At 51.9% G+C, this 24709-nt stretch carries 24 protein-coding genes; 18 read left to right on the forward strand and 6 right to left on the reverse strand.

Annotated features, from left to right (window positions below):
- The first annotated feature begins 36 nt into the window (after positions 1 to 36).
- From rsmG to phoU, 17 genes are all read left to right on the forward strand, one after another.
- On the forward strand, positions 37 to 660 hold the full coding sequence (gene rsmG / locus C2U43_RS00385) for a 16S rRNA (guanine(527)-N(7))-methyltransferase RsmG (protein ID WP_003827017.1): 624 nt from the start codon (positions 37 to 39) through the stop codon (positions 658 to 660).
- Between the two features lie 614 nt (positions 661 to 1274).
- Positions 1275 to 1655, forward strand: coding sequence for a F0F1 ATP synthase subunit I (atpI, locus tag C2U43_RS00390; RefSeq protein ID WP_003827019.1), 381 nt, complete (start codon positions 1275 to 1277; stop codon positions 1653 to 1655).
- A gap of 7 nt (positions 1656 to 1662) precedes the next feature.
- Complete coding sequence (atpB, locus tag C2U43_RS00395) at positions 1663 to 2478, forward strand: F0F1 ATP synthase subunit A (protein ID WP_003023792.1); 816 nt, start codon at positions 1663 to 1665, stop codon at positions 2476 to 2478.
- Between the two features lie 46 nt (positions 2479 to 2524).
- A complete protein-coding gene (gene atpE / locus C2U43_RS00400; RefSeq protein WP_003023794.1) occupies positions 2525 to 2764 on the forward strand; it encodes a F0F1 ATP synthase subunit C in 240 nt (79 codons plus the stop codon).
- 59 nt (positions 2765 to 2823) lie between these two features.
- The gene (atpF, locus tag C2U43_RS00405; RefSeq protein WP_003827022.1) at positions 2824 to 3294 is read left to right on the forward strand and encodes a F0F1 ATP synthase subunit B; all 471 of its coding nucleotides are present in this window, start codon (positions 2824 to 2826) and stop codon (positions 3292 to 3294) included.
- Positions 3295 to 3308: 14 nt separating this feature from the next.
- On the forward strand, positions 3309 to 3842 hold the full coding sequence (atpH, locus tag C2U43_RS00410) for a F0F1 ATP synthase subunit delta (protein ID WP_003827024.1): 534 nt from the start codon (positions 3309 to 3311) through the stop codon (positions 3840 to 3842).
- A gap of 12 nt (positions 3843 to 3854) precedes the next feature.
- Positions 3855 to 5396: a F0F1 ATP synthase subunit alpha gene (gene atpA, locus C2U43_RS00415; RefSeq protein WP_003023802.1), complete on the forward strand. Its 1542-nt coding sequence runs from the start codon at positions 3855 to 3857 to the stop codon at positions 5394 to 5396.
- A 50-nt stretch (positions 5397 to 5446) separates the two neighbouring features.
- Positions 5447 to 6310 (forward strand): F0F1 ATP synthase subunit gamma, encoded by an 864-nt coding sequence (atpG, locus tag C2U43_RS00420; protein ID WP_008786551.1) that lies wholly within the window; start codon positions 5447 to 5449, stop codon positions 6308 to 6310.
- A gap of 26 nt (positions 6311 to 6336) precedes the next feature.
- On the forward strand, positions 6337 to 7719 hold the full coding sequence (gene atpD, locus C2U43_RS00425) for a F0F1 ATP synthase subunit beta (protein ID WP_003023806.1): 1383 nt from the start codon (positions 6337 to 6339) through the stop codon (positions 7717 to 7719).
- Between the two features lie 20 nt (positions 7720 to 7739).
- The gene (locus C2U43_RS00430; RefSeq protein ID WP_003023809.1) at positions 7740 to 8159 is read left to right on the forward strand and encodes a F0F1 ATP synthase subunit epsilon; all 420 of its coding nucleotides are present in this window, start codon (positions 7740 to 7742) and stop codon (positions 8157 to 8159) included.
- A gap of 676 nt (positions 8160 to 8835) precedes the next feature.
- Complete coding sequence (gene glmU / locus C2U43_RS00435; protein ID WP_008786550.1) at positions 8836 to 10206, forward strand: bifunctional UDP-N-acetylglucosamine diphosphorylase/glucosamine-1-phosphate N-acetyltransferase GlmU; 1371 nt, start codon at positions 8836 to 8838, stop codon at positions 10204 to 10206.
- 224 nt (positions 10207 to 10430) lie between these two features.
- On the forward strand, positions 10431 to 12260 hold the full coding sequence (glmS, locus tag C2U43_RS00440) for a glutamine--fructose-6-phosphate transaminase (isomerizing) (RefSeq protein WP_003827031.1): 1830 nt from the start codon (positions 10431 to 10433) through the stop codon (positions 12258 to 12260).
- Between the two features lie 335 nt (positions 12261 to 12595).
- A complete protein-coding gene (gene pstS / locus C2U43_RS00445; protein ID WP_003827033.1) occupies positions 12596 to 13636 on the forward strand; it encodes a phosphate ABC transporter substrate-binding protein PstS in 1041 nt (346 codons plus the stop codon).
- A 143-nt stretch (positions 13637 to 13779) separates the two neighbouring features.
- Positions 13780 to 14739: a phosphate ABC transporter permease PstC gene (pstC, locus tag C2U43_RS00450; RefSeq protein WP_008786549.1), complete on the forward strand. Its 960-nt coding sequence runs from the start codon at positions 13780 to 13782 to the stop codon at positions 14737 to 14739.
- Positions 14739 to 15629, forward strand: coding sequence for a phosphate ABC transporter permease PstA (pstA, locus tag C2U43_RS00455; protein WP_003827037.1), 891 nt, complete (start codon positions 14739 to 14741; stop codon positions 15627 to 15629). Before pstC ends, pstA begins: the two co-directional genes overlap by 1 nt.
- Before the next feature lie 46 nt (positions 15630 to 15675).
- A complete protein-coding gene (pstB, locus tag C2U43_RS00460) occupies positions 15676 to 16449 on the forward strand; it encodes a phosphate ABC transporter ATP-binding protein PstB (RefSeq protein ID WP_003023821.1) in 774 nt (257 codons plus the stop codon).
- A gap of 14 nt (positions 16450 to 16463) precedes the next feature.
- Complete coding sequence (gene phoU / locus C2U43_RS00465) at positions 16464 to 17189, forward strand: phosphate signaling complex protein PhoU (RefSeq protein ID WP_003023824.1); 726 nt, start codon at positions 16464 to 16466, stop codon at positions 17187 to 17189.
- Between the two features lie 121 nt (positions 17190 to 17310).
- Here the strand turns inward: phoU and yieH are convergent, their stop codons facing one another.
- Positions 17311 to 17976 (reverse strand): 6-phosphogluconate phosphatase, encoded by a 666-nt coding sequence (gene yieH, locus C2U43_RS00470; RefSeq protein WP_003827040.1) that lies wholly within the window; start codon positions 17974 to 17976, stop codon positions 17311 to 17313.
- Positions 17977 to 18143: 167 nt separating this feature from the next.
- On the opposite strand from yieH, the gene adeP reads away from it, so the two are divergent.
- On the forward strand, positions 18144 to 19481 hold the full coding sequence (adeP, locus tag C2U43_RS00475; protein WP_003827042.1) for an adenine permease AdeP: 1338 nt from the start codon (positions 18144 to 18146) through the stop codon (positions 19479 to 19481).
- A 56-nt stretch (positions 19482 to 19537) separates the two neighbouring features.
- On the opposite strand, the gene C2U43_RS00480 is transcribed toward adeP, so the two are convergent.
- The 5 genes from C2U43_RS00480 to mnmE all read right to left on the reverse strand — a co-directional run bounded on the left by C2U43_RS00480 (position 19538) and on the right by mnmE (position 24704).
- Positions 19538 to 20104 carry an NADPH-dependent FMN reductase gene (locus C2U43_RS00480; RefSeq protein WP_003827046.1) on the reverse strand — a complete coding sequence of 189 codons (567 nt, stop codon included), beginning with the start codon at positions 20102 to 20104 and terminating at the stop codon, positions 19538 to 19540.
- A gap of 30 nt (positions 20105 to 20134) precedes the next feature.
- Positions 20135 to 20881, reverse strand: a complete 747-nt coding sequence (locus C2U43_RS00485; protein ID WP_003827048.1) for a 4'-phosphopantetheinyl transferase family protein — start codon at positions 20879 to 20881, stop codon at positions 20135 to 20137.
- Positions 20882 to 21047: 166 nt separating this feature from the next.
- Positions 21048 to 22007, reverse strand: coding sequence for an HTH-type transcriptional regulator YidZ (yidZ, locus tag C2U43_RS00490; RefSeq protein WP_103284539.1), 960 nt, complete (start codon positions 22005 to 22007; stop codon positions 21048 to 21050).
- Entirely contained in the window at positions 21982 to 23157 is a 1176-nt protein-coding gene (locus C2U43_RS00495; RefSeq protein ID WP_008786546.1) for an MFS transporter, read from the reverse strand. The genes yidZ and C2U43_RS00495 overlap by 26 nt, the downstream gene beginning before the upstream one ends.
- Before the next feature lie 182 nt (positions 23158 to 23339).
- Positions 23340 to 24704, reverse strand: coding sequence for a tRNA uridine-5-carboxymethylaminomethyl(34) synthesis GTPase MnmE (gene mnmE, locus C2U43_RS00500; RefSeq protein WP_032945460.1), 1365 nt, complete (start codon positions 24702 to 24704; stop codon positions 23340 to 23342).
- Between the last annotated feature and the right edge of the window lie 5 nt (positions 24705 to 24709).

The raw sequence follows: 24709 nt of genomic DNA on the forward strand, positions 1-24709 counted from the left end.
GCGCATCGGGCATTTGATTATTAACAGGTAACGACCGTGCTCAACAAACTCTCTCGTCTGCTGGCTGATGCCGGTATTTCTCTTACCGATCACCAGAAAAATCAGCTGATTGCGTATGTCGATATGCTGCACAAATGGAACAAAGCCTACAACCTGACGTCGGTGCGGGATCCAAACGAAATGCTGGTGCGCCATATTCTGGACAGCATTGTCGTTGCACCGTATCTGAAGGGTGAGCGTTTTATCGATGTAGGTACGGGACCGGGCCTGCCGGGAATTCCGCTCTCTATCGTGCGTCCAGAAGCGCATTTCACACTGCTCGATAGCCTGGGAAAACGTGTTCGTTTCTTGCGTCAGGTGCAGCATGAGCTTGCGCTTACTAACATCACTCCAGTGCAAAGCCGTGTTGAAGAATTTCCTTCAGAACCGCCGTTTGATGGGGTGATTAGCCGTGCTTTCGCTTCACTCAATGATATGGTGAGCTGGTGTCATCATTTGCCGGGCCAGAATGGGCGTTTTTATGCGCTAAAAGGGCAGTTGCCTGCAGATGAAATTGATTCGCTGCCAGCAGAATTCAGCGTTGAGTCCGTCGAAAAATTACGCGTTCCGCAGTTGGATGGTGAACGTCATTTGGTGGTTATTAAGCCAAACAAAATTTAATTTTTATCAAAAAAAATAGAGAAAAAACGGCTTTTCAGGTGTTAAAAGTCATAGGTAATAGTGTGGTTAAATGTCGTTACATTTCACTAGTGCCTTACGGTTTTGCATCATAACTATAACGTACCGTTTTTTGTTAAAAGCGAAACAAGTCAGCTGTGAAAATATCAGTCTGCTAAAAATAGAACGTAAGAATCACCGTTCGTGTTAATTTTTTATTATAAATGTCAATGAGCGGTTTTTTTGTTGTTAGGCGTTGTTTTTGAAATAGTGGCTATTTTTACGCTTAAATATCAAAAAGATGAAAAGGCATCAATTGCCACGTAAATAAATTATGCGAAGGTGAATATGTTCAATATGTGATCTGGTGCACGCTTTGACGCCAGTGTTTTCGCGGCATTTGCAGTTTTGCATGATCGTTCACAGTTTGCCTAAAAGTAATAAATGTGGGGCAGCGAAAAATATTTAAACATTTATTCACTTTTTAGCTACTTATTGTTTGAAATCACGAAGGCGCACCGTATAATTTGTCCGCTTTTTGATGCTTGACTCTAAGCCATAAAGAACGTTTTATACGACACGCGGCATACCTCGAAGGGAGCAGGAGTAAAAACGTGATGTCTATGTCGCTCTTGAGTCGAAACGTTGCTCGTAAGCTTTTGCTCACACAGCTTCTGGTTGTAATAGCAAGTGGATTGCTGTTTAGCCTCAAAGACCCTTTCTGGGGCATCTCCGCGTTGTGTGGAGGATTGGCAGTGTTACTGCCTAATGTGTTGTTTATGATATTTGCCTGGCGTCACCAGGTACATACACCAGCGAAGGGCCGAGTAGCCTGGTCGTTCGCTTTCGGCGAAGCCTTCAAGGTATTAGCGATGCTGGTGTTGTTGGTGGTGGCGTTGGCTGTTTTGAAAGCGGTATTCATGCCGCTGATCGTTACGTGGGTTTTGGTGCTGGTGGTTCAGATACTGGCGCCGGCTGTAATTAACAACAAAGGGTAAAGGCATCATGGCTTCAGAAAATATGACGCCGCAGGATTACATAGGACACCATCTGAATAACCTTCAGTTGGACCTACGTACATTCTCGCTGGTGGATCCGCACAACCCCCCAGCCACCTTCTGGACGCTCAATATTGACTCCATTTTCTTCTCGGTGGTTCTGGGTCTGTTGTTCCTGCTTATGTTCCGTAGCGTAGCCAAAAAGGCGACCAGCGGCGTACCAGGTAAATTTCAGACCGCGATTGAGCTGGTAATCGGCTTTGTGCATGGTAGCGTGAAAGACATGTACCATGGCAAAAGCAAGCTGATTGCTCCGCTGGCCCTGACGATTTTCGTCTGGGTATTCCTGATGAACTTGATGGATTTGCTGCCTATCGACCTGCTGCCGTACATCGGTGAGCATATCTTTGGCCTACCGGCTCTGCGTGTGGTTCCGTCTGCTGACGTGAACATCACCCTGTCGATGGCGCTGGGCGTATTTATCCTCATTCTGTTCTACAGCATCAAAATGAAAGGCATCGGTGGCTTCGCGAAAGAGTTGACGCTGCAGCCGTTCAATCACTGGGCGTTCATCCCTGTCAACTTAATCCTTGAAGGGGTAAGCCTGCTGTCCAAACCAATCTCTCTTGGTCTGCGACTGTTCGGCAACATGTATGCCGGTGAGCTGATTTTCATTCTGATTGCTGGTCTGTTGCCGTGGTGGTCACAGTGGATCCTGAATGTGCCTTGGGCCATTTTCCACATACTGATTATCACGCTGCAAGCCTTCATATTTATGGTTCTGACGATTGTCTATCTGTCGATGGCATCTGAAGAGCATTAATTTACCAACACTACTACGTTTTAACTGAAACAAACTGGAGACTGTCATGGAAAACCTGAATATGGATCTGCTGTACATTGCTGCCGCTGTGATGATGGGTCTGGCGGCAATCGGTGCTGCGATCGGTATCGGCATCCTCGGGGGTAAATTCCTGGAAGGCGCAGCGCGTCAACCGGATCTGATTCCTCTGCTGCGTACTCAGTTCTTTATCGTTATGGGTCTGGTGGATGCAATCCCAATGATCGCTGTAGGTCTGGGTCTGTACGTGATGTTTGCTGTCGCGTAGTAAGCGTTGCTTGAATTAAGAGCAATATCAGAACGTTAACTAGATAGAGGCATTGTGCTGTGAATCTTAACGCAACAATCCTCGGCCAGGCCATCGCGTTTGTCCTGTTCGTTCTGTTCTGCATGAAGTACGTATGGCCGCCATTAATGGCTGCCATCGAAAAACGTCAAAAAGAAATTGCTGACGGCCTTGCTTCTGCAGAACGAGCACATAAGGATCTTGACCTTGCAAAGGCCAGCGCGACCGACCAGCTGAAAAAAGCGAAGGCGGAAGCTCAGGTAATCATCGAGCAGGCGAACAAACGCCGTGCTCAGATCCTGGACGAAGCTAAAACTGAAGCAGAGCAGGAACGTACTAAAATCGTGGCACAGGCGCAGGCGGAAATTGACGCCGAGCGTAAACGTGCTCGCGAAGAGCTGCGTAAGCAAGTTGCTATCCTGGCTGTTGCTGGCGCCGAGAAGATCATCGAACGTTCCGTGGATGAAGCTGCTAATAGCGACATCGTGGACAAACTTGTCGCTGAACTGTAAGGAGGGAGGGGCTGATGTCTGAATTTATTACGGTAGCTCGCCCCTACGCCAAAGCAGCTTTTGACTTTGCCGTTGAGCACCAAAGCATTGACCGTTGGCAGGATATGTTGACGTTCGCCGCTGAGGTGACAAAAAACGAACAAATGGCAGAGCTTCTCTCTGGCGCGCTGGCGCCGGAAACGCTCGCTGAGTCGTTTATCGCCGTGTGCGGTGAGCAGCTGGACGAAAGCGGCCAAAACCTGATTAGGGTTATGGCTGAAAATAACCGTCTGAATGCGCTCCCGGATGTTCTTGAGCAGTTTATTCACCTGCGTGCAGCCAGTGAGGCTATCTCTGAGGTAGAAGTCACTTCTGCCAATGCACTGAGTGATGAACAGCTTACGAAGATTAGTGCTGCGATGGAAAAACGTCTGTCACGCAAAGTTAAGCTGAATTGCAAAATCGATAAGTCTGTAATGGCAGGCGTAATCATCCGAGCGGGTGATATGGTCATTGATGGCAGCGTACGCGGCCGTCTTGAGCGCCTTGCAGACGTCTTGCAGTCTTAAGGGGACTGGAGCATGCAACTGAATTCCACCGAAATCAGCGAACTGATCAAGCAGCGCATTGCTCAGTTCAATGTTGTGAGCGAAGCTCACAACGAAGGTACTATTGTTTCTGTAAGTGACGGTGTTATCCGCATTCACGGCCTGGCCGATTGTATGCAGGGTGAGATGATTTCCCTGCCGGGTAACCGTTACGCTATCGCACTGAACCTGGAGCGCGACTCCGTAGGTGCTGTTGTGATGGGGCCATACGCTGACCTCGCCGAAGGCATGAAGGTTAAGTGTACGGGTCGTATTCTGGAAGTTCCGGTTGGCCGTGGCCTGCTGGGTCGTGTGGTGAACACTCTGGGTTCCCCGATTGACGGTAAAGGTCCGGTTGATAACGATGGCTTCTCGCCAATCGAAGTTATCGCACCAGGCGTAATCGAACGTCAGTCCGTCGACCAGCCAGTACAGACCGGTTATAAATCTGTTGATGCCATGATCCCAATCGGTCGTGGCCAGCGTGAGCTGATCATCGGTGACCGTCAGACAGGTAAAACTGCGATGGCAATCGATGCCATCATCAACCAGCGTGATTCCGGCATCAAATGTGTGTACGTGGCTATCGGCCAGAAAGCGTCCACCATTTCCAACGTGGTTCGTAAACTGGAAGAACACGGCGCACTGTCCAACACCATCGTTGTTGTGGCGACCGCGTCTGAATCTGCTGCACTGCAATACCTGGCACCATATGCCGGTTGCGCAATGGGCGAATACTTCCGTGACCGCGGTGAAGATGCACTGATCGTTTACGATGACCTGTCTAAACAGGCCGTTGCTTACCGTCAGGTTTCCCTGCTGCTGCGTCGTCCGCCAGGACGTGAAGCATTCCCGGGCGACGTATTTTACCTCCACTCCCGTCTGCTGGAACGCGCATCCCGCGTAAACGCGGAATACGTTGAGAAGTTCACCAATGGTGAAGTTAAAGGTAAAACCGGCTCCCTGACCGCTCTGCCGATTATCGAAACCCAGGCGGGTGACGTTTCTGCGTTCGTTCCGACCAACGTAATTTCCATTACCGATGGTCAGATCTTCCTGGAAACCAACCTGTTTAACTCCGGTATTCGTCCGGCAGTTAACCCGGGTATCTCCGTATCTCGTGTTGGTGGTGCAGCGCAGACCAAGATCATCAAGAAACTGTCCGGTGGTATTCGTACCGCTCTGGCACAGTATCGTGAACTGGCAGCGTTTTCTCAGTTCGCTTCCGACCTGGATGAAGCTACTCGTAAGCAGCTGAGCCATGGTCAGAAAGTAACTGAACTGCTGAAGCAGAAACAGTATGCGCCAATGTCTGTTGCACAGCAGGGTGTGGTGCTGTTTGCGGCTGAACGCGGTTACCTCGAAGATGTGGAACTGGCGAAAATCGGTAGCTTCGAAGCCGCTCTGCTGGCTTACGTTGACCGTGACCACGCTCCGCTGATGCAAGAGATCAACCAGTCCGGTGGCTATAACGATGAAATCGAAGGCAAGCTGAAAGCTATCCTCGATTCCTTCAAGGCAACCCAGTCCTGGTAACGTCTGGCGGTCTGCTTTAGGGCGGACCGCAAGGCATTGAGGAGAAGCTCATGGCCGGCGCAAAAGAGATACGTAGTAAGATCGCAAGCGTCCAGAACACGCAGAAGATCACTAAAGCGATGGAGATGGTCGCCGCTTCCAAAATGCGTAAATCGCAGGATCGCATGGCGGCCAGCCGTCCTTATGCAGAGACCATGCGCAAAGTGATTGGTCACCTTGCGAATGGTAATCTGGAATATAAGCACCCTTACCTGGAAGAACGCGACGTTAAACGCGTGGGCTACCTGGTGGTGTCGACCGACCGTGGTCTGTGCGGTGGCTTGAACATTAACCTGTTCAAAAAGCTGCTGGCGGATATGAAAACATGGTCCGATAAAGGCGTTCAGTGCGATATCGCAATGATCGGCTCTAAGGGCGTGTCTTTCTTTAACTCCGTTGGCGGAAACGTGATCGCTCAGGTAACCGGCATGGGGGATAACCCTTCCCTGTCCGAACTGATCGGTCCGGTTAAAGTGATGCTGCAGGCCTACGATGAAGGTCGTCTGGACAGACTGTACGTTGTCAGCAACAAATTTATTAACACCATGTCTCAGGTTCCGACCCTCACTCAACTGCTGCCGTTACCGGCATCAGAAGATGAAGAGTTAAAACAAAAAGCCTGGGATTACCTGTATGAACCAGACCCGAAACCGCTGCTGGATACCCTGCTGCGTCGTTACGTTGAATCTCAGGTTTATCAGGGCGTGGTAGAAAACCTGGCCAGCGAGCAGGCCGCACGTATGGTGGCGATGAAAGCCGCGACCGACAATGGCGGCAGCCTGATTAAAGAGCTGCAGTTGGTATACAACAAAGCTCGTCAGGCCAGCATTACTCAGGAACTCACCGAAATCGTCGGTGGTGCATCCGCGGTATAACCAGGTTAATTCGTAGAGGATTCAAGATGGCTACTGGAAAAATTGTCCAGGTAATCGGCGCCGTGGTTGACGTCGAATTCCCTCAGGATGCCGTACCGCGCGTGTACGATGCTCTTGAGGTTATGAATGGTAAAGAGAGCCTGGTGCTGGAAGTTCAGCAGCAGCTCGGCGGCGGTATCGTACGTACCATCGCCATGGGTTCTTCCGACGGTTTGCGTCGTGGTCTGGAAGTTAAAGACCTCGAACACCCGATCGAAGTCCCGGTAGGTAAAGCAACCCTGGGTCGTATCATGAACGTCCTGGGTCACCCGATCGACATGAAAGGCGATATCGGTGAAGAAGAGCGTTGGGCTATCCACCGCGCAGCACCTTCCTACGAAGAGCTGTCCAGCTCTCAGGAACTGCTGGAAACCGGCATCAAAGTTATCGACCTGATGTGTCCGTTCGCTAAGGGCGGTAAAGTCGGTCTGTTCGGTGGTGCGGGTGTAGGTAAAACCGTAAACATGATGGAGCTGATCCGTAACATCGCGATCGAACACTCCGGTTACTCCGTGTTTGCGGGCGTAGGTGAACGTACTCGTGAGGGTAACGACTTCTACCACGAAATGACCGACTCCAACGTACTGGACAAAGTGTCCCTGGTATATGGCCAGATGAACGAGCCGCCGGGAAACCGTCTGCGCGTTGCACTGACCGGTCTGACCATGGCTGAGAAGTTCCGTGACGAAGGTCGTGACGTTCTGCTGTTCGTTGATAACATCTACCGTTACACCCTGGCCGGTACAGAAGTATCTGCACTGCTGGGTCGTATGCCATCAGCGGTAGGCTACCAGCCGACCCTGGCGGAAGAGATGGGTGTTCTTCAGGAACGTATCACCTCTACCAAAACCGGTTCTATCACCTCCGTTCAGGCGGTATACGTACCTGCGGATGACTTGACTGACCCGTCCCCAGCAACCACCTTTGCTCACTTGGATGCAACCGTGGTACTGAGCCGTCAGATCGCTTCTCTGGGTATCTACCCGGCAGTTGACCCGCTGGACTCCACCAGCCGTCAGTTGGATCCGCTGGTTGTTGGTCAGGAACACTACGACACCGCGCGTGGCGTACAGTCCCTGCTGCAGCGTTATCAGGAACTGAAAGACATCATCGCCATCCTGGGTATGGATGAACTGTCTGAAGAAGATAAACTGGTGGTAGCACGTGCGCGTAAGATCCAGCGCTTCCTGTCCCAGCCGTTCTTCGTTGCGGAAGTATTCACCGGTTCTCCGGGTAAATACGTTTCCCTGAAAGACACCATCCGTGGCTTTAAAGGCATCATGGAAGGCGAATACGACCACCTGCCAGAGCAGGCGTTCTACATGGTTGGTTCTATCGACGAAGCCGTGGAAAAAGCCAAAAAACTTTAACGCCTTAATCGGAGGGTGATATGGCAATGACTTACCACCTGGACGTCGTCAGCGCAGAGCAACAAATGTTCTCTGGTCTGGTCGAGAAAATCCAGGTAACGGGTAGTGAAGGTGAACTGGGTATTTTCCCGGGTCACGCCCCGCTGCTCACCGCCATTAAGCCTGGTATGATCCGCATCGTTAAACAGTTCGGTCATGAAGAGTTTATCTATCTGTCCGGCGGCATTCTCGAAGTGCAGCCTGGCAGCGTGACCGTACTGGCTGATACCGCGATTCGCGGACAGGATCTCGATGAAGCGAGAGCCCTGGAAGCGAAGCGTAAGGCTGAAGAGCACATTAAGAGCTCTCATGGTGACGTGGATTACGCTCAGGCATCTGCGGAACTGGCCAAAGCGATCGCGAAACTGCGCGTTATCGAGTTGACCAAAAAAGCGATGTAACACCGGCTTGAAAAGCACAAAGGCCAGTCTGGTTTCCAGGCTGGCTTTTTTTATGGCTTGGTTACAGGAAATATGTAAATAAAAAGCAGTTTTATTGTTTCGTGATTTAGATCATAAAAATATTGATTGGTTAAAAAATGAGGCGTAGACTCTTTTTTATGTGATGTATGTCACATAATGAACTCAGATAAAAAAAAGAGATACCAACATGAAATTGATCAACAAAATCATCGCCCTGTTCAGCAATATGAGTTTTTAGTCTTTCCCCGCCAGCTCTGTGGCGCGAAGCTTAATGCGGTTTATCAGCTAGCGCCATCGTTATTAAATCCCCCCTCCTTCGCTGTATCATTTGTTCTCTATCATTCCTCCCCTCAATTTTCCCAACCCATTTTTCTGCTTCTCACTGAATCACATAAATAAAATCGTTCTATGCTGATGTAATGCTTTATTCATGCGGTAAAAAAATAGCAAAAACATTAACCTAAGGCTTTAATAAGAGCAGACTCCAGGTTTTTGGGAGACAAAAGACGCAGATATAGACGAAAATAGTGAGTTATCAGATGGGGAATCACCCCTGTTGAACGTTTTATCTTCGGTCCATTTCACGCTGAAAAAAATGTAGTATTTTCAATGTGAAACGGTATAAATTCGTTCTCAAATTACAGTCAGGACGTGTATGTTGAATAATGCTATGAGCGTTGTGATCCTTGCCGCAGGCAAAGGCACGCGTATGTATTCCGATCTTCCTAAAGTGCTGCACACCCTCGCAGGAAAGCCGATGGTTCAGCATGTCATTGATGCAGCTAATGAATTAGGTGCGACTCATGTACACCTTGTCTACGGACACGGTGGCGATCTGCTTAAGCAAACGCTGAAAGATGGCAATCTGAATTGGGTTCTGCAGGCTGAGCAGTTGGGTACCGGCCATGCAATGCAGCAGGCGGCGCCATTCTTTAGTGATGACGAAGACATTTTAATGCTCTATGGAGATGTGCCGCTGATCTCTACCGATACCTTACGTCGCCTGCGTGAAGCCAAACCGCAGGGTGGTATCGGTTTGTTAACGGTAAAACTGGACGACCCATCCGGCTATGGGCGTATTACCCGTGATAACGGCAAAGTTACTGGCATTGTTGAGCATAAAGATGCAACCGACGAGCAGCGTCAAATCCAGGAAATCAACACTGGCATTCTGATTGCCAACGGCGCTGACATGAAGCGTTGGCTGTCTAAACTGACCAACAACAACGTGCAGGGTGAATACTACATCACCGATATCATCGCGATGGCGTATCAGGAAGGACGTGAAATTGCGGCAGTACATCCGGCACGAATCAGTGAAACGGAAGGGGTAAATAACCGCCTTCAGTTATCCCGTCTGGAACGTGTGTATCAGTCCGAGCAGGCAGAAAAACTGCTGCTGGCGGGCGTGATGCTGCGCGATCCTGCACGTTTTGATCTTCGCGGTACGCTGATTCACGGGCGCGATGTTGAAATTGATACTAACGTTATCATTGAAGGTAACGTAACCGTTGGAGATCGCGTCAAGATTGGTGCTGGCTGCATCATCAAAAACAGCGTGATTGGTGAGGGTTGTGAGCTTAGCCCGTACAGTGTGGTGGAAGATGCCCATCTGGAAGCCGCTTGCACCATCGGTCCATTCGCGCGTCTGCGCCCGGGTGCTGAGCTGCAGGAAGGCGCACACGTGGGTAACTTCGTCGAAATGAAAAAAGCGCGTCTGGGTAAAGGCTCTAAAGCTGGTCATTTGACCTATCTGGGCGATGCGGAAATTGGCGATAATGTGAATATCGGCGCGGGTACGATCACCTGCAACTACGATGGTGCCAATAAGTTTAAAACCATTATTGGTGATGATGTGTTTGTGGGTTCTGATACTCAGCTGGTGGCACCTGTCACCGTGGGTAAAGGTGCGACGATTGCCGCAGGAACCACCGTAACGCGTAATGTCGCCGATAACGAATTGGTATTAAGCCGTGTACCTCAGGTCCATAAACAGGGCTGGCAGCGTCCGGTGAAGAAGAAGTAATTTATTTTTGCCGGATGGCGGCCTACGTGCGGTGACGTTCTGTAGGCCTGATAAGCGTGAGCGCCATCAGGCAGACAAGAGATGAGGGGATAATATAATCCTCCGCTCAACAAGCAGTACCTATAAAAATAACCCCACTCTCTACAAGGCTCGGGGCGCCCGAAATACGGGTATCAGGTTGACCGACAACGACAGGCTAATGCCTAAATTCGGAATCAAAAAATATGTGTGGAATTGTTGGCGCTATCGCGCAGCGTGATGTAGCTGAAATCCTTCTCGAAGGTTTACGTCGTCTGGAATATCGTGGTTATGACTCTGCTGGTCTGGCCGTTGTCGATGCTGAAGGCAACATGACCCGTCTGCGTCGTCTGGGTAAAGTGCAGATGCTGACTGCTGCTGCGGAAGAACATCCGCTGCATGGTGGTACTGGTATTGCTCACACCCGCTGGGCGACACACGGTGAACCTTCAGAAGCGAACGCGCATCCCCATGTTTCTGAACACATTGTTGTGGTGCATAACGGCATCATTGAAAACCATGAACCACTGCGTGAGCTGTTGAAAACGCGTGGCTACACTTTTGTTTCTGAAACCGACACCGAAGTGATTGCTCACCTGGTGCACTGGGAGCTGGAACAGGGTGGTACGCTGCGTGAAGCCGTGCTGCGTACTATTCCGCAGCTGCGCGGTGCCTACGGCACGGTGATCATGGATACCCGTAACCCGGAAACCCTGCTGGCGGCCCGTTCTGGCAGCCCGCTGGTGATTGGTCTGGGTATGGGTGAGAACTTTATCGCTTCCGATCAGCTGGCACTGCTGCCGGTAACCCGTCGCTTCATCTTCCTGGAAGAGGGCGACATCGCGGAAGTAACCCGTCGTTCGGTCTCTATTTTCGACAAGTCTGGCGCGGAAGTGAAACGTCAGGATATCGAATCTAATCTGCAATACGATGCGGGCGAAAAAGGTATTTATCGCCACTACATGCAGAAAGAGATCTACGAACAGCCGAACGCAATTAAAAACACGCTGACCGGCCGTATCAGCCACGGTGAAGTGGATTTAAGCGAGCTGGGTTCGCATGCCAACGAGTTGCTGTCTCAGGTTGAGCATATCCAGATTATCGCCTGCGGTACGTCGTACAACTCCGGTATGGTGTCCCGCTACTGGTTTGAATCGCTGGCTGGCATTCCTTGTGATGTCGAAATTGCTTCCGAATTCCGCTATCGCAAATCCGCCGTGCGTCGTAACAGCCTGATGATCACCCTTTCCCAGTCTGGTGAAACGGCAGATACCCTGGCGGGTCTGCGCCTATCCAAAGAGTTGGGCTATCTGGGTTCGCTGGCTATTTGTAACGTACCGGGCTCTTCTCTGGTGCGCGAATCCGACCTGGCGATGATGACCAATGCCGGTACCGAAATCGGCGTGGCCTCCACGAAAGCATTTACCACTCAGCTGACCGTTCTGCTGATGCTGGTGGCGAAACTGTCTCGTCTGAAAGGCTTGGATGTGGCTATTGAGCAGGAAATCGTTCACGGTCTGCAGGCGCTGCCGAGCCGTATTGAGCAGATGCTGTCTCAGGACAAACGCATTGCCGCTCTGGCTGAAGGTTTCTCTGATAAACACCATGCGCTGTTCCTGGGCCGTGGCGATCAGTACCCGATTGCGCTGGAAGGCGCGCTGAAGCTGAAAGAGATCTCGTATATTCACGCTGAAGCATATGCCGCAGGCGAACTGAAACACGGTCCGCTGGCGCTGATTGATGCCGATATGCCGGTTATCGTGGTTGCGCCGAACAACGAACTGCTGGAAAAACTGAAATCCAACATTGAAGAAGTTCGCGCCCGTGGTGGTCAGCTGTACGTCTTTGCTGACCAGGATGCTGGCTTTACCAGCAGCGAAAACATGCACATCATTGAGATGCCGCATGTGGAAGAGGTGATTGCACCGATCTTCTATACCGTTCCGCTGCAGCTGCTGGCGTATCATGTGGCACTGATTAAAGGCACCGACGTGGATCAGCCGCGTAACCTGGCGAAGTCGGTTACCGTAGAGTAATCCGTACCTAACTGAACTGAAAAATGCCCTGCTATGAGCGGGGCATTTTTTTAAACTTGTTCTGTTTTTAATCAATTATCCCGCCTGTTTTATGTGACAAACCGTCATCTTCAGCTACTGTTTGCAGTGTCATAAAAAGAAAATTTTAGCGAAATGTTATTGTCATGGTAATGGTTAACGTTTTGTTTTAAATGTATTTTTAGATAAATAACTTATCGTATTTTTCATTGTCATAAAACTGTCATATTTCGTACATTTAACTGTCACCTGTTTGTCCTATTTTGCTCACAGTAGCAACTCAAACAACGATTTACGAAAACCGTGCAGGAGACATTATGAAAGTTATGCGTACCACTGTCGCAACTGTTGTCGCCGCGACCTTATCCATGAGCGCGTTCTCTGCGTTTGCAGCAGCGAGCCTGACAGGTGCAGGTGCAACCTTCCCTGCGCCAGTGTATGCCAAATGGGCAGATACCTATCAGAAAGAGACCGGTAGCAAAGTAAACTACCAGGGTATCGGCTCCTCCGGTGGTGTAAAACAAATTACGGCCAATACCGTTGATTTCGGCGCTTCTGATGCCCCGCTGTCTGACGAGAAACTGGCACAAGAAGGCCTGTTCCAGTTCCCGACCGTTATCGGCGGTGTGGTGCTGGCGGTGAATATCCCTGGACTGAAATCCGGCGAGCTGGTGCTTGACGGTAAAACGCTGGGCGACATCTACCTCGGTAAAATTAAGAAGTGGGATGACGAAGCCATCACCAAACTGAACCCAGGTCTGAAGCTGCCTTCGCAAAATATCGCCGTTGTGCGTCGCGCTGATGGTTCTGGTACTTCCTTCGTCTTCACCAGCTACCTGGCGAAAGTGAACGAAGAGTGGAAATCTAAAATTGGTTCCGGTTCTACCGTTAACTGGCCGACCGGTCTGGGCGGTAAAGGTAACGACGGTATCGCCGCGTTCGTACAGCGTCTGCCGGGTTCTATCGGTTACGTTGAGTACGCTTACGCTAAGCAGAACAACCTGGCGTACACCAAGCTGGTCTCTGCTGATGGTAAACCGGTAAGCCCGACCGAAGAAAACTTTGCCAACGCCGCTAAAGGCGCTGACTGGAGCAAAACCTTCGCTCAGGATCTGACTAACCAGAAAGGTGACGATGCGTGGCCAATCACTTCCACCACCTTCATCCTGGTCCATAAAGAGCAGAAGAAGCCTGAGCAGGGCGTTGAAGTGCTGAAATTCTTCGACTGGGCATACAAAAATGGTGGCAAACAGGCTAATGACCTGGATTACGCCAGCCTGCCGGACAGCGTGGTTGAGCAGATTCGTGCTGCATGGAAGACCAACGTGAAAGACAGCAGCGGTAAAGCGCTGTACTAATAGAATATCTTTAACGAGTTGGCGGATGGCGCTACGCTTATCCGCCCTACAGTTCCGACTGTAGGCCCAATTTGTAGGCCGGATAAGCGTAGCGCCATCCGGCAGGGCAATTTCGTAAACGCGTTTAACTTAAAGAGTGATTTATGGCTGCAACCAAGCCTGCTTTTAACCCACCGGGTAAAAAGGGTGACATGATATTCAGTGCGCTGGTAAAACTGGCTGCGCTGATTGTGCTATTGATGTTGGGTGGCATTATTGTCTCTCTGGTTATCTCCTCCTGGCCAAGCATTCAGAAATTTGGTTTCTCCTTTCTTTGGACCAAAGACTGGGATGCGCCGAACGATATCTACGGCGCGCTGGTACCTATTTACGGTACGCTGGTCACCTCGTTTATTGCATTGCTGATTGCCGTTCCGGTGAGTTTCGGCATTGCGCTGTTCCTGACTGAACTTGCACCTGGCTGGCTGCGTCGCCCGTTGGGTATCGCTATTGAACTGCTGGCAGCAATTCCGAGTATCGTATACGGCATGTGGGGCCTGTTTATCTTTGCCCCGCTGTTTGCGACGTACTTCCAGGAGCCGGTCGGAAACATCCTTTCCAACATTCCGTTTGTTGGCGCACTGTTCGCTGGCCCGGCGTTTGGTATCGGTATTCTGGCGGCTGGTGTGATCCTCGCCATCATGATCATTCCGTACATTGCTGCGGTTATGCGTGATGTGTTCGAACAAACGCCGGTGCTTATGAAAGAGTCAGCCTACGGCATCGGCTGTACCACCTGGGAAGTTATCTGGCGTATCGTCCTGCCGTTCACCAAAAATGGTGTGATCGGCGGTGTGATGCTGGGTCTGGGCCGCGCGCTGGGTGAAACCATGGCGGTCACCTTTATCATTGGTAACACCTACCAGCTCGATAGTGCCTCGCTGTACATGCCGGGCAACAGTATTACCTCTGCGCTGGCGAATGAATTTGCCGAAGCGGAATCTGGCCTGCACGTTGCTGCGTTGATGGAACTGGGTCTGATTCTGTTTGTGATCACCTTCATCGTACTGGCGGCGTCTAAGTTCATGATCATGCGCCTTGCGAAGAACGAGGGGGCACGCTAATGGCTACGCTTGAAATGCAAAACACCACTGCGCTGGCGGAGTCCCGCCGTAAAATGCAGGCACGTCGCCGTCTGAAGAACCGCATCGCGCTGACGCTCTCTATGGCGACCATGGCGTTCGGTCTGTTCTGGCTCATTTGGATCCTGATGTCCACGATCACCCGTGGTATTGACGGTATGTCGCTGGCGCTGTTCACCGAAATGACGCCTCCGCCGAATACAGCGGGTGGTGGTCTGGCGAACGCCCTGGCCGGTAGCGGACTGTTAATTCTGTGGGCGACCGTGTTTGGTACACCGCTTGGCATTATGGCGGGTATCTACCTGGCAGAGTACGGACGTAAGTCCTGGCTGGCTGAGGTTATCCGCTTTATCAATGACATTCTGCTGTCTGCGCCATCAATCGTAGTCGGTCTGTTCGTTTACACCATTGTGGTCGCAAAAATGGAACACTTCTCTGGCTGGGCGGGCGTTATCGCGCTGGCGCTGCTGCAGGTGCCCATTGTTATTCGTACCACGGAGAACATGCTCAAGCTGGTGCCGGATAGCCTGCGTGAAGCTGCCTATGCACTGGGTACGCCGAAATGGAAGATGATTTCTGCAATCACCCTGAAGGCGTCTGTCTCGGGGATCATTACAGGCGTTCTGTTAGCGATTGCTCGTATCGCAGGTGAAACGGCTCCGCTGCTGTTTACGTCGCTCTCCAATCAGTTCTGGAGCACCGACATGATGCAGCCTATCGCCAACCTGCCGGTCACTATCTTTAAGTTTGCGATGAGCCCGTTTGCTGAGTGGCAGCAACTGGCCTGGGCCGGGGTACTGATTATTACCTTGTGCGTACTGCTGCTGAACATTCTGGCGCGCGTCATTTTCGCGAAGAAGAAACACGGTTAATTTTTACGGCGTGGCTGATGCGGCGCCGGATGAGGAAGAGATTGAAATGAGTATGGTTGATACTGCCCCGGGTAAGATTCAGGTTCGTGATTTGAACTTCTACTATGGCAAATTCCATGCCCTGAAGAACATCAACCTGGATATTGCTAAAAACCAGGTAACGGCGTTTATCGGGCCGTCAGGCTGTGGTAAATCAACGCTGCTGCGTACGTTCAACAAAATGTTTGAACTGTACCCGGAGCAGCGTGCGGAAGGTGAAATCCTGCTGGATGGCGACAATATTCTCACCAATACCCAGGATATCGCTCTGCTGCGTGCCAAAGTGGGCATGGTATTCCAGAAGCCGACGCCGTTCCCGATGTCCATCTACGACAACATTGCTTTTGGCGTACGTCTGTTTGAGAAACTCTCGCGTGCGGATATGGACGAGCGTGTGCAGTGGGCATTGACCAAGGCCGCATTGTGGAACGAAACCAAAGATAAATTACACCAGAGCGGGTACTCTCTCTCGGGTGGTCAGCAGCAGCGTCTGTGTATTGCGCGTGGTATCGCCATTCGCCCGGAAGTGCTTCTGCTTGATGAGCCATGTTCAGCGCTCGACCCTATTTCTACCGGGCGTATCGAAGAGCTGATCACTGAGCTAAAAGAGGATTACACCGTCGTTATCGTTACCCACAACATGCAGCAGGCTGCGCGTTGTTCCGATCACACGGCATTTATGTACCTGGGCGAGTTGATTGAGTTCAGCAACACGGACGATCTGTTCACCAAGCCCGCGAAGAAACAAACTGAAGATTACATCACCGGTCGTTACGGCTGATTCAGGAGCTTGTTGTGGATAACCTTAACCTTAATAAACATATTTCCGGCCAGTTCAATGCAGAGCTGGAAAGCATCCGTACCCAGGTGATGACCATGGGCGGCATGGTCGAGCAGCAGCTTTCTGATGCAATCACGGCGATGCACAACCAGGACAGCGAGCTGGCAAAACGCGTCATTGAAGGCGATAAGAACGTCAACATGATGGAAGTGGCGATCGACGAAGCCTGCGTGCGTATCATCGCCAAGCGTCAACCGACAGCGAGCGACCTGCGTCTGGTGATGGCGATTATCAAAACCATCGCTGAGCTGGAACGTATTGGCGACGTGGCGGACAAAATTTGCCGTACCGCGCTGGAGAAGTTCTCGCAACAGCACCAGCCGCTGCTGGTAAGCCTGGAATCACTGGGCCGCCACACCGTACAAATGCTGCATGACGTGCTGGATGCGTTTGCGCGTATGGATCTGGACGAAGCAGTGCGTATTTATCGCGAAGATAAGAAAGTTGACCAGGAATATGAAGGCATCGTGCGTCAGCTGATGACTTATATGATGGAAGACCCACGTACCATTCCAAGCGTGCTGACCGCGCTGTTCTGCGCACGTTCCATCGAACGTATCGGTGACCGCTGCCAGAATATCTGCGAATACATCTTCTACTTCGTGAAGGGACAAGACTTCCGTCACGTGGGCGGGGATGAGCTGGATAAGCTGCTGGCGGGCAAAGATCCGAAGGAATAAGCAGTTTGTTGCGTTCGCCGGGATCCCCCGGCGTCGCTATTGTAGGCCGGATAAGGTGTTACGCCGCATCCGGCATTCTGCGCCATTCGCCTGATGGCGCTTTGCTTATCGGGCCTACTGTTTATTCGACGATATTCCAACCCCGCGCTTTCCACAATTCCGGCAACTGTGCCAGATCGGTAAACGTCGTCACTTTTGGATGATCGATCGGTTTGTTATGCGGATCGGCGCAGAAGTAGAACACTTCCATCCCGGCGGCAATCCCCGCCTGCGCACCTGCGCTGGAATCATCAACCAGAATGCAGTTCTCAACGTTAACGTCCATCGCTTTCGCCGCATGGAACATCAGGGCCGGATCGGGCTTCCAACGCTGAATATCGTAGCCGCTGAACAGTAAATCAGGGAAATGGTGCAACATGCCCAGCTTACCCAGCGAATGCTGCATTTTGCTGACTGGACCGTTAGAGACCACACACATTGGTACGGCCATGCTGTCCAGTAGCGCATTGGCACCGGCAATCACCTCCAGTTCCGTATCGAACAGACGTGCGACCTCAGCGCGGTAAACCGGTTCTAAATCGGCTTTTGCCAGTTCGACACCGTGCTCTTCGTTGATAATGTCGATGATCTCGTACAGCTTTACCCCCTTGAAGCGTTTGAAAATTTCTTCAAGATCGAGCGTAATGCCAAACGCCTGGAACATGCTGACATACGCGCGAGAACAAATCACTTCACTGTCGACAAGGGTACCGTCACAGTCAAAAAATACGGCTTCTATCTGGGACATGTCATTTCCGTTTTAACAAGTTTAACGTTTTCGTAATGCATTATTGGGCGACGCAATCGTTGCCGTATAAGCAAAATCAATGAAAAAAGTTGCTCATAACCCAACCCTATTGTCGCATTTTGGTATAGGATAGCGACGAATTTTCCCTCCTTGTTCGGAAATTGATAATGAGTCAACAACACACAACCCAGGCTTCTGGCCAGGGGATGCTGGAACGCGTGTTCAAACTGCGCGAACATGGCACGACGGCACGGACCGAAGTGATCGCCGGTTTAACGACCTTCCTGACGATGGTGTATATCGTTTTTGTTAACCCGCAAATTCTTGGCGTGGCTGGCATGGATACCAGCGCTGTCTTTGTTACCACCTGCCTTATTGCTGCATTTGGTAGCATCCTGATGGGCCTGTTTGCCAACCTGCCGGTCGCACTTGCGCCTGCTATGGGCCTGAACGCATTCTTCGCTTTCGTGGTTGTTGGCGCGATGGGGCTGTCATGGCAGATTGGTATGGGCGCTATCTTCTGGGGCGCTGTTGGTCTGCTGCTGCTGACGATTTTCCGCGTTCGTTACTGGATGATTGCCAATATCCCGGTTAGCCTGCGTGTGGGGATCACCAGCGGTATTGGTCTGTTCATCGGCATGATGGGGCTGAAAAACGCCGGTGTTATCGTCGCCAACAAAGACACACTGGTGTCTATCGGTAACCTGACGTCCCACAGCGTACTGCTCGGTATCCTGGGCTTCTTTATCATCGCGATTCTGGCGTCACGTAACATTCACGCGGCGGTGCTGATTTCTATCATTGTAACCACGCTGCTGGGCTGGATGCTGGGCGATGTTCATTACAACGGTATCGTTTCTGCGCCACCGAGCGTGATGTCCGTTATCGGACATGTCGACCTGGCCGGTTCGTTTAACATTGGCCTGGCGGGTGTGATTTTCTCGTTCATGCTGGTTAACCTGTTCGACTCCTCCGGTACGCTGATTGGCGTTACGGATAAAGCCGGTCTGGCGGATGCGAAGGGCAAGTTCCCGCGCATGAAGCAAGCGCTGTATGTGGATAGCGTGTCGTCGGTTACCGGGGCGTTTATCGGGACTTCTTCCGTTACTGCGTATATCGAATCTTCTTCCGGGGTTTCGGTCGGTGGACGTACCGGTCTGACCGCCGTGGTCGTTGGCCTGCTGTTCTTGCTGGTTATCTTCCTGTCGCCGCTGGCGGGGATGGTACCGGGTTATGCAGCCGCTGGTGCGCTGATTTACGTTGGCGTCCTGATGACATCAAGCCTGTCGCGCGTGAAGTGGGATGACCTGACAGAAGCGGTTCCGGCGTTTATTACCGCCGTGATGATGCCATTTAGCTTCTCAATTACCGAAGGTATTGCGCTGGGCTTTATTTCTTACTGCGTGATGAAGATTGGTACCGGACGTTTCCGCGATCTCAGCCCGTGCGTCATCATTGTCGCGCTGCTGTTTGTGCTGAAGATTGTGTTTATCGACGCGCACTAATTGCTGTTTATTTGCCCATATATCAACAAGCCCGGCATATCGCCGGGCTTTTTCTTTTACGCTTTCACGCGCTGAATGTAGTCGCCAAATGCGGTCAGTTGACCGGTCAGATGGTCCAGCGTGCTTTGGTCGATCACTTCACCTGTCTGCGGGTCTACTTTATTCTGAATGACGCCGCCCATAAATTCCGGCTTGTTCATTACCATGGCGTCGAGGAATACCAGGATCTGACGCAGATGATACTGGCAGCGCGCGCCGCCAATAGCGCCCATAGAACTGGTCTGGATCAGCACCGGCTTACCCGATAATGGCTGATCGGGCAGGCGGGACAGCCAGTCGATGGCGTTCTTCAGTCCGCCCGGAACAGAATAGTTATATTCAGGTGTGACGATGACGACACCGTCCGCCTTTCTGATTTGCTCAGCCAGTGCTTCTACGCTGGCCGGAAAACCTTCTTCCTGTTGGAGGTCGGCATCGTACAGAGGGATATCACCAATCGACGGCAGCGCGTTCACTTCCATTCCCGCTGGAGCAATCTTGGGCAGCGTACGGGCAACCATTCCATTAAACGAACCTTTGCGCAGACTTCCCAGTAACGTAACAACATTCAATGTTTCAGACATGGCGACTCCTGTTTCATCATGAAGGTTAAATCAAAGCGTATGGCTCTTCGCTGCACATAATTGAGAGAACCGGATCAGACGACCCGTTGGCTCATTGGCGCGAGTCTGGATATCAGGCAAACTTTTCCAGTCCTGTTTACCATCAAACTCCCAAACCTTGAGTTTTTCAATGGTTGGCGTAACTGCAACTGACCACACCAGTACATCTTCCGCATCGCAAATGGCTTCAACCTGCGCCACATGGGCACATTTCAGGCGCCCTGCGCCGGGTAAAAGCTGGAGCTCGCGCGGATCGTCATTGCACACATCGCCAGTGAGTTTGAGTACGCTCTGGCGCAATGTAATGAGCTGCGCGCGTGCTTCGTTGGGGTCGTTTTGGTTATTGATCCACAGGTTTTCGTTACTGGAGAAGCGCCACGTTTCCGCTGAATTTGGATTGTGAAACCCGCGGGTGGCCCGCTGAAGTTCCATATCCAGGCCGCACGTTCCTTCAGTTGTTAGCACAACGCCGACGATATTCCCGGCATAGGAAATCGAAAAACCCGGCAGGTTCTTATCGCGAAAAACGGGCTTACCTTTGGCCTGAGTAACAATTTCGGGCAGCGTGCTGGTGCCGTAAAGCATAAACATCAGTTCAGCGAGAAGACTTCGGGAAGCCAGGAAACGTGTCCGGCGATGAGCGGGTAGATCTCTTGCTTCGATATGACATGGAGAAGGGAGGCGAGCTGAAACCAGGTGTCCCTCCGTAAGAATCCCTCTGGCAAAATGTGTCGCCATTTGTCGCTCCGTGATTAATGGTCCGTGATTATTACCAGAGTAACATTTACACGGCTTCCGGGCAGGCTTTGCTGCCCAAAAACTAAGCGAAAATGGGAGACATTACGCGATATTTACATTTCTGTTGCCAGAATGGTCGATTTAGCAACACCAAAATGAAGGATCTTCAGGAGATATCGCGATAAAGCGCCTTGATCGTGTCTTTTAGCCAGACGATCTTAGGATTGTGGCTGTTGCGTTTATGCCAAAGAAGAGTGAACGGTACGCGCATTTTTTCCAGTTGCGCCGTATCAAATGGCATTGGCCGTGCAACGAGTGGAAGCTGGTGGAGTTGGTTATAACGCTGGCAATAGACCGGTGCGGTGGCTATCAGCGCGTGATCCGGCTGCGCGGCCATAAACAGCGATTGCTCAAAACCGGGCAGACATAACGCGATATTGCGTGCGCGTCCCATTTCTTGCAGGACTTCATCCAGCGCCCATGTATCGCTTTGCTCCCAGCTAATGCTGATGTGCGGATAGCGCAGAAAGGTGTCCAGATTCCACTCTTCCTGCAGTGCGGGATGATCTTCACGTAGCCAGACGCAGGGCAGATCGGAAAACAGCACTTCATGGTCGATCGACAATGGCAACAAACTCAGCAGTTCGCGCGAACTCGGATGACTTTCGCGCCCGGTAAAGCCAATATCCACTTCACCGCGAATAATGGCATCCAGCGAGTCATAGTCCCAGTTGCGTATTTTGATTGTTGCCTGGGGATAGCGCTGATAAATCTGCTGGGAGAGCGCATTGAACATGATCATCACTAACGGCGTTTCGGCCGCCAGATCAAACTTCAGCCCGCGTGGAGACTCATGGTGCGGCTTATCGAGCAACTGATTGCCCATCTGCATCCATTCAGCAAGGCTCTGCTCCATGCTGACCATCAGCGGCGTCGGCGATAGCCCCAGCGGGGTGTTCACAAACAAGGGATCATCAAACCAGGTCCGCAGCTTCGACAGCGACTTACTGACCGCCGACGGTGTGACGTTCATCCGTTTGGCGGTTTTAGTGACGCTGCGTTCCTGCATCAACAGCTGCAGACAGAGCAATAAATTAAGATCAAGACTGCTGAGGGATTTCTTCATGAGTTGGCGCGGACCGGTTAGGTGCAACAGTGATAATCAGCATGATACTCACTATGCTACAGCCAATCAGAATCCCGATCAGCATATTCAGCGCATCAAGGCCAAGAACCGCCGCCAGCCAAATCCACAGCGAGGAACCGCAAACCTGGGCAATACCTAATGCCGAGCTGGCGACGCCCGCGCGCAGCGAGAACGGCCCAAGCGCCTGGCTCATCGCAACACCGAAGCCGACCGAGAATCCGGCGCAGATTAACGTCAGCCCGAAAAGCGTTACTGCGTGTGAAGTGGCAAGGGTTAACACCACGCCGGCACACAGAAACAGCACCTGTGAGGTCAGCATCAGAACGCGGGGCTTAAATACGCTCAGAGCAAATGGCGTAGAGAAAGAGACCGCCATACTGATGCCTGCGGTCATGGCCATCGTGGTGGCATACTCACCACGGTCGAAGCCCATCACTTCCATCAGCAGCACCGGAGACGTATTCACGAAGGTCAGGATCACCGACACGCTGAGGGTGGTAATGGCCAGACGGCTTAAGAAAAAGCGGTTTACCAGTGATTCGGTCGTGTGGTTCTTTTCCGTCGTCGCCATAAGCGTTGCTGGGCGCGATTCTCGCAGCACAAACACCGATAGCAGGCAAACAGCCACACCCATTCCCATCATCGTGTAGAACAGGCTCTGCCACGGGTATTTGAGCATGATCAGATGCCCCATCACTGGAGCCAACACCGGCACAATACAGGTAATACCGTTCAACAACGACAGCACCTTCGCCCGGCGGCGATCGTCGAGCGTATCGCGCAGGATAGCGAAAGCCACCACGTAGCAACAGCCCGCACCTACGCCCTGAATAAAACGACCTATGAGGAATGGCGTACCGCTTTCGGCGAAAGAACATAGCGCAGAGGCGAAAATAAAGATGAGTGCGCCGACTATGGCGACCGGTTTGCGACCTGACTGGTCGGCAATTTTACCGGCGAACAGCATCGCCGTCGCCATTCCTGCCAGATAAACCGAAAACGCGATATGCAGTTGCGCCTCGCTGGCCTGTAAATCGGCAGCAATACGGGGCAGCCCCACCAGATACATATCAATACCGGCAGGATAAAGAAGAACCAGGGCGAAACTGCAGATTAGAAAGCGTGTCATAGCGACCTCATAAGAAATGTGGCGCTAAGCATACGGTCAGAGAGTCAACTGCACGAGTTGCCATTTGGACAACAGTGATTTCCACATGGGAAATAGTTGTTGCCGGATGGCGGCGTAAACGCCTTATCCGGCCTACGAGGCCTGTAGGCCCGGTTAGCATCACGCCACCGGGCAACACAACGTTACTTACCGATACAGAAGCTGGAGAAAATCCGTCCCAGCAGATCGTCGGAGGTAAACTCTCCTGTGATCTCACTGAGGTTCTGCTGCGCCAGGCGTAGCTCCTCAGCCAGCAATTCTCCGGCCCATGCTCCGAGCAGTTGGGCTTTACCCTGCTCGAGATGCTCTGCAGCTTCTGCCAGCGCCTGCAGGTGACGACGACGGGCCAGGAAACCGCCTTCCATATTGGTTTCAAAGCCCATGCTCTGTTTGAGATGATTACGCAGTACGTCAACGCCTTCACCGGTACGCGCAGAGAGGCGAACCAGTGAGTGGCCATTTACTTCGCTAAGGCCCAGCGTCTCACCGGTAATATCCGCTTTGTTACGCACCACGGTGATCGGCAGTTTGGCTGGCAGACGGGCAATAAAGTCTGGCCAGATATCTGCCGGGTCCACGGCGTCGGTGGTGGTGCCATCAACCATAAACAGTACACGGTCGGCCTGTTCAATTTCCTGCCAGGCACGTTCGATACCGATGCGTTCAACTTCGTCGCTGGCATCGCGCAAACCGGCGGTGTCGATGATGTGTAGCGGCATGCCGTCGATGTGAATATGCTCACGCAGCACGTCGCGAGTAGTCCCGGCGATATCGGTGACAATGGCCGCCTCACGGCCAGCCAGCGCGTTCAGCAGGCTTGATTTCCCGGCGTTTGGCCGACCGGCAATCACCACCTTCATCCCTTCGCGCAGCAGGCTGCCCTGACGCGCTTCCGCACGCACGGCATCAAGATCGCTGATAACGCTGTTGAGTTGCGCTTCAATCTTGCCGTCAGACAGGAAGTCGATTTCTTCATCCGGGAAGTCGATCGCTGCTTCAACATAGATGCGCAGGTGAGTGAGCGCTTCCACAAGATGATTTACCCGTGCGGAAAATGCGCCCTGCAACGAGTTCAGCGCCGAGCGAGCGGCTTGCTCTGAGCTGGCATCGATCAGGTCGGCAATCGCCTCGGCCTGGGCTAAATCGAGCTTATCATTGAGAAACGCTCGCTCGGAGAATTCACCCGGTCTGGCAATGCGCAGCCCGGGAATGGTCAGAATACGTTTGAGCAGCAGGTCAAGAATCACCGGACCTCCGTGGCCCTGAAGCTCTAAAACGTCTTCGCCGGTAAAGGAGTTTGGGCCGGGGAACCACAAGGCAATCCCCTGATCCAGCGCGCTGCCATCCGCGTCTTTAAACGGCAGATAATCGGCATAACGCGGTTTGGGCAGTTTCCCCAGTACGGTTTCTGCGACCTCACGCGCTTTCAGGCCGGAGATACGCAGGATACCCACGCCACCACGTCCCGGTGGGGTGGCCTGAGCGACGATGGTGTCGTTATGGCTCATGGTTT

The sequence above is a fragment of the Citrobacter freundii complex sp. CFNIH9 genome (genome assembly GCF_002903305.1).
In the GTDB taxonomy this organism is placed as follows: domain Bacteria; phylum Pseudomonadota; class Gammaproteobacteria; order Enterobacterales; family Enterobacteriaceae; genus Citrobacter; species Citrobacter portucalensis.

What these genes read in the sequence shown, in the direction of transcription:
- atpG (WP_008786551.1), top strand. Translation starts at nt 5,447, where the DNA reads ATGGCCGGCGCAAAAGAGATACGTAGTAAGATCGCAAGCGTCCAGAAC.
- pstB (WP_003023821.1), top strand. Translation starts at nt 15,676, where the DNA reads ATGAGTATGGTTGATACTGCCCCGGGTAAGATTCAGGTTCGTGATTTG.
- glmS (WP_003827031.1), top strand. Translation starts at nt 10,431, where the DNA reads ATGTGTGGAATTGTTGGCGCTATCGCGCAGCGTGATGTAGCTGAAATC.
- atpB (WP_003023792.1), top strand. Translation starts at nt 1,663, where the DNA reads ATGGCTTCAGAAAATATGACGCCGCAGGATTACATAGGACACCATCTG.
- C2U43_RS00430 (WP_003023809.1), top strand. Translation starts at nt 7,740, where the DNA reads ATGGCAATGACTTACCACCTGGACGTCGTCAGCGCAGAGCAACAAATG.
- pstS (WP_003827033.1), top strand. Translation starts at nt 12,596, where the DNA reads ATGAAAGTTATGCGTACCACTGTCGCAACTGTTGTCGCCGCGACCTTA.
- atpH (WP_003827024.1), top strand. Translation starts at nt 3,309, where the DNA reads ATGTCTGAATTTATTACGGTAGCTCGCCCCTACGCCAAAGCAGCTTTT.
- glmU (WP_008786550.1), top strand. Translation starts at nt 8,836, where the DNA reads ATGTTGAATAATGCTATGAGCGTTGTGATCCTTGCCGCAGGCAAAGGC.
- pstA (WP_003827037.1), top strand. Translation starts at nt 14,739, where the DNA reads ATGGCTACGCTTGAAATGCAAAACACCACTGCGCTGGCGGAGTCCCGC.
- C2U43_RS00480 (WP_003827046.1), bottom strand. Translation starts at nt 20,104, where the DNA reads ATGTCTGAAACATTGAATGTTGTTACGTTACTGGGAAGTCTGCGCAAA.
- yieH (WP_003827040.1), bottom strand. Translation starts at nt 17,976, where the DNA reads ATGTCCCAGATAGAAGCCGTATTTTTTGACTGTGACGGTACCCTTGTC.
- atpA (WP_003023802.1), top strand. Translation starts at nt 3,855, where the DNA reads ATGCAACTGAATTCCACCGAAATCAGCGAACTGATCAAGCAGCGCATT.
- mnmE (WP_032945460.1), bottom strand. Translation starts at nt 24,704, where the DNA reads ATGAGCCATAACGACACCATCGTCGCTCAGGCCACCCCACCGGGACGT.
- atpE (WP_003023794.1), top strand. Translation starts at nt 2,525, where the DNA reads ATGGAAAACCTGAATATGGATCTGCTGTACATTGCTGCCGCTGTGATG.
- adeP (WP_003827042.1), top strand. Translation starts at nt 18,144, where the DNA reads ATGAGTCAACAACACACAACCCAGGCTTCTGGCCAGGGGATGCTGGAA.
- C2U43_RS00495 (WP_008786546.1), bottom strand. Translation starts at nt 23,157, where the DNA reads ATGACACGCTTTCTAATCTGCAGTTTCGCCCTGGTTCTTCTTTATCCT.
- pstC (WP_008786549.1), top strand. Translation starts at nt 13,780, where the DNA reads ATGGCTGCAACCAAGCCTGCTTTTAACCCACCGGGTAAAAAGGGTGAC.
- atpD (WP_003023806.1), top strand. Translation starts at nt 6,337, where the DNA reads ATGGCTACTGGAAAAATTGTCCAGGTAATCGGCGCCGTGGTTGACGTC.
- atpI (WP_003827019.1), top strand. Translation starts at nt 1,275, where the DNA reads ATGTCTATGTCGCTCTTGAGTCGAAACGTTGCTCGTAAGCTTTTGCTC.
- C2U43_RS00485 (WP_003827048.1), bottom strand. Translation starts at nt 20,881, where the DNA reads ATGGCGACACATTTTGCCAGAGGGATTCTTACGGAGGGACACCTGGTT.
- yidZ (WP_103284539.1), bottom strand. Translation starts at nt 22,007, where the DNA reads ATGAAGAAATCCCTCAGCAGTCTTGATCTTAATTTATTGCTCTGTCTG.